Source organism: Pseudomonas sp. GM49 (genome assembly GCF_000282355.1).
In the GTDB taxonomy this organism is placed as follows: domain Bacteria; phylum Pseudomonadota; class Gammaproteobacteria; order Pseudomonadales; family Pseudomonadaceae; genus Aquipseudomonas.
The window spans coordinates 1-3972 of the sequence record NZ_AKJL01000060.1 but is presented as its reverse complement, the minus strand read 5'-3'; the positions used below and the strand labels follow the sequence as shown (position 1 = coordinate 3972).

At 61.6% G+C, this 3972-nt stretch carries 4 protein-coding genes; 1 reads left to right on the top strand and 3 read right to left on the bottom strand.

The features are described from left to right. Positions 1-250 precede the first annotated feature (250 nt). Positions 251-1681 carry an aminotransferase-like domain-containing protein gene (locus tag PMI29_RS23530; protein WP_007995152.1) on the top strand — a complete coding sequence of 477 codons (1431 nt, stop codon included), beginning with the start codon at positions 251-253 and terminating at the stop codon, positions 1679-1681. Between the two features lie 115 nt (positions 1682-1796). Here the strand turns inward: PMI29_RS23530 and PMI29_RS23535 are convergent, their stop codons facing one another. The 3 genes from PMI29_RS23535 to PMI29_RS23545 form a co-directional block, all read right to left on the bottom strand. Beyond that, positions 1797-2597: an N-acyl homoserine lactonase family protein gene (locus PMI29_RS23535; RefSeq protein ID WP_007995151.1), complete on the bottom strand. Its 801-nt coding sequence runs from the start codon at positions 2595-2597 to the stop codon at positions 1797-1799. 14 nt (positions 2598-2611) lie between these two features. After that, positions 2612-3571, bottom strand: a complete 960-nt coding sequence (locus PMI29_RS23540; RefSeq protein WP_007995150.1) for a diiron oxygenase — start codon at positions 3569-3571, stop codon at positions 2612-2614. Between the two features lie 66 nt (positions 3572-3637). Next, positions 3638-3972: TauD/TfdA family dioxygenase (locus PMI29_RS23545; protein ID WP_007995149.1), on the bottom strand; the 335-nt coding region annotated here is incomplete at its 5' end.

Genomic DNA, 3972 nt, shown 5'->3' with positions numbered 1-3972 from the left:
GCCCAACGGGGGCAAGCCCCCTCGCCACAGGCAAGCCCCCCTCGCTACAAGTGACTCAGCCCCCCCTTAACAGCCCCGCCATCAGAGCGGGGCTTTTTATTGCCCGTGATTCGGGCAAAACCGCGATTACTCTTCCAGTATCGACGCAGAACACCACTTCCCTTCACCCATGAGCACCACGGGTCCGCCTGCGGGGAGCGTCAACTCACTTTCCAGCCCAGACCTCGGTGGTGCAACTGCCGAGGTCATCATGAACACGACCCCTTTGTATCGCCAACTGGCCAATCACTATCTGGACGCTATCCGCAGCGGCACCTTGAAAACCGGTGAACGCTTGCCCTCGATCCGCTTGATGATGGAAAAACACGCAGTCAGCCTGTCAACCGCGGTGCAGGTGTGCCGGGAGCTGGAAGACTATGGCGTGCTGGAGGCCCGGCCACGCTCCGGCAACTACATTCGCCAGCCCGACACCCTGCCCAAGCCCGCCCCGGCTGCCTCGGTGCCAGCGCTGGATACCAGTGCCTATGTCGGCATTCATGAACAAGTCTCAACGGTGCTCAAGGCCAGTCAGCGGGCGACGATCAAGGTCAACTTCGCCAGCGCCTACTGCGCGCCAGAGCTTTATCCGCTGAAGACCTTGCAGGACAACATGGCCAAATCCCTACGCTACGACGCCCGCCTGCTCGGCACCGCGGGCTCGACCAGCGGCAACAGCGCATTGCGCAACATCCTGGCCCGGCGGGCACTGGCCAGCAAGACCCACCTGGCCCCCGAACGGATTGTGATCACCAACGGCGCCACCGAAGCGATCAATCTGGCCTTGCGTGCGGTCACCTGCCCCGGCGACACCGTGGCCGTGGAGTCGCCGACGTTCTACGGTCTGCTGCAAATTCTCGAAAGCCTGAGCCTGCGGGTGCTGGAAGTCCCGGCCTCGGCCCACACCGGGCTCAATCTGGCGGCCCTGGAACTGCTGCTGCAAGGCCCGGAACGGGTCAAGGCATTGATCGTCATCCCCAACCTGCAAAACCCGCTGGGCAGCATCATGCCCGACGCCAACAAGGCACGGCTGGTGAAACTGTGCGCCGAGCACAACACCGTGCTGATCGAGGACGACACCTACGGCGACCTGGTGGACACCGAGCAGCCGCTGTCCACGCTCAAACACTGGGACCGCACCGACAACGTGATCTATTGCGCCTCGCTGAACAAAACCCTGGCACCGGGCATGCGCCTGGGCTGGATCAGCGCCGGCAAATGGCACGACCGTGTTGAGATGCTCAAGCATACGCAGTCCCGGGGGTGCGAAGCGTTATCGCAATTGGCGGTCAGCGAATTCATGCGCACACCGTCCTACGAACGTTACCTGCGGCGTTTGCGCAAAACCCTGACCGTACAACGCGCGCAGATGAGCGCGGCGATCACCCGTTATTTCCCCATCGGCACCAGTGTGACCCATCCGCAAGGCGGCACGCTGTTATGGGTGGAGTTGCCCCGCCGGCATTCATCCATGGCGTTTTTTCACGAGGCGCTGAAGATCGGCATCCAGATTTCCCCTGGGGATATCTTTTCCAACACCGAACGTTTCGATCACTTTGTGCGCATTGGCTGCGGCGCGCCGTATTCGCCGCGGATTGATGAGGCTTTGCAGACGTTGGGCCAAATCCTGAAAAAACAGGGTTGACCACGAACCTGTGGGAGCGGGCTTGCTCGCGAAAGCGCTGTGTCAGACACATCGATGTTGAATGTGCTGGCGCCTTCGCGAGCAAGCCCGCTCCCACAGGTTTTTTTGGGGGGGTTCAGATCGGGGGTTGATGCAGGCAAACGATATGCGGGTCATCATTCCAGTGCGGGAAACGCTCGGCGATCAGCGGGTCGTGGCCGGGAATGACGTGGTCTTCGCCATCGGCCAGGCGGTCGATCTCGGTGAAGGCTTCGAGGGTTTGCGCCAGGTCATCGAGAATCGGGAACGGGCTGCGCTCACGAATGTTGACCCACAGGTGCGCGGCATCCGAGGCCAGCACAATCCAGCCGCGCCCGGTCGCCACCCGCACCACCTGACTGCCGGGCGTATGCCCGCCCACCGGGTGCAGGGTCACGCCGGGAACCACCTCGACGACGCCCGTGTGCAAGCGCATCCGCCCTTCGAATAAGGGCGGCAGCGCCGACATCACGTCCTCGACCTCGTAGGTTTTGTTCACCGTGCGATGGGACATTTTCGGCCCGGTGCAAAAACGCAGTTCCGCTTCCTGCAAATGCACGGTCGCCTTTGGAAACAGCCCGAGGTTGCCGGCATGATCCCAGTGCAAATGGGTCAGGATCAGGTGTTCGACCTGTGCCGGATCGATGTCCAGTTGCCGCAGGGATTCCTCCGGCAGGCGGTACATCTGACGATTGCGACGGTCCGCCGTGGCCGGTTGGAAACAGGTGTCGACCACGATCACCTGCTGCTCGTTGCGGATGACCCAGAAGTAGTAATCCAGCGGCATCGGCGCATTCGGATCACCACAGCAGGCGTCGTAGAGAAAGTTCTCCCGGGCGGTGCGCTGGGCGTTTGCGCCGACGCGGATGGCGAACACTTCGTACACAGGTGTGGACATAGACACCTCCGGGCTCAGGCGGCCGCCGTGGTTTTGAGGGTCGGACGGAAATCGAAATCGATCTGCTCGCTGATGCCCAGGTCCTGTGCCAGCTTATGCAGGCCGCTGTAGTCGCGCATGATGGTCGCGTTCTTGTTGCTCTCGCGGGTGTCGGCAATGATCAGCGCCGCATCCTCAACCCCGAGCTGCGTCAGAATCGCCTCCCACATCGAGTAGTCCTGAGCGATAAAAGCACTCAGCGCCACCGACAGGTTGCGAGCGAAAAACTCCCGCTGGGTCGGCTGCATGTTCGCGTACATGACCTTCGCCACTTCGGCCAGCACCTTGCTGTGGGCATATTCGTCACGGTTATGCAGCTCGGCTACCCGACGGTTCTGCGGCTGGATGGTCTGGTCGTCTGCGAGCAGGTCCAGATAGGCGTTGACGCTGATCTCGGCCACCACCGCAAAAGTGATCGCCGCCAGATCCCGCTGCCATTGCTCGGGCAGCTCTGCATGCAAGGCCTTGAGGCGCAGGTAAGTGACGGACGGCGGCAAGTCCAGATCCTGATCCAGTGCCCGCTCCAGCTTGGTCCGCTCAATGGCGCGCAGGTGCATCAGCGTGTGGTAGTGCTCGTCGATCAGGGTCTGTTGCATGGCCTCGCGAAAATGCCAGTCGTCCTTGCCCAGATACTGATTGGCGATGACGCTGAGTGCCGGGTTGACCACATGCTCCTCGGCGGTGACGGTGCGCAGGTTGTAGCCGATCCAGCCCCAGGTCACCACGCTGCTCTTGAGCTCGTCACTCAAGGCCTGGAATTTCGGGTGATGGAAAAACGGCACCATGCACTCCGGGTAATCCGGGCGCAGCGGGTCGAACGCTTCAATGATCTGGGCCCTGTCCGGCGCACAAACGGAGGCGCGCTTGGTCCAGGCCTGGTTGAGCCTAACGATCAGTTGATGATCGACCTGGGCGATCTCGATTGCTGTTTGCATGACGCGATACCTGTAAGGCGCGTACCCGCCAGGGGGTACGCCAAAAGAATGAAGGGCGACGGAAAATCAGGCCAGCCAGTAGCGGGTCAGGTGGCGCGCCGGGTCAGTGTAACGACTGCGGGCGTGGATCATTCGCCAGTTATCCCAAATCAGCAGGCATCCGTCGGGAATCAGCACTGGAATGTTGTGCTCGACAAAGTACGCTTCGCCGAGCGCGGCAAACCTGGCCAGCGGCGAGGTGCTGTTGGCGACAAGGGATTGCTGCAACGCCTCCTTGGACGGATTCACATCGCCGTAGTGAAACTGGTTGTAGCTGAAGCGGAAAATATCCCCGTCCTCCGTAGGCGTGAGGATGTACTCCTTGACCCGCCGTTGTCCCGGCTCGCCCGGTTTGGCGGTGG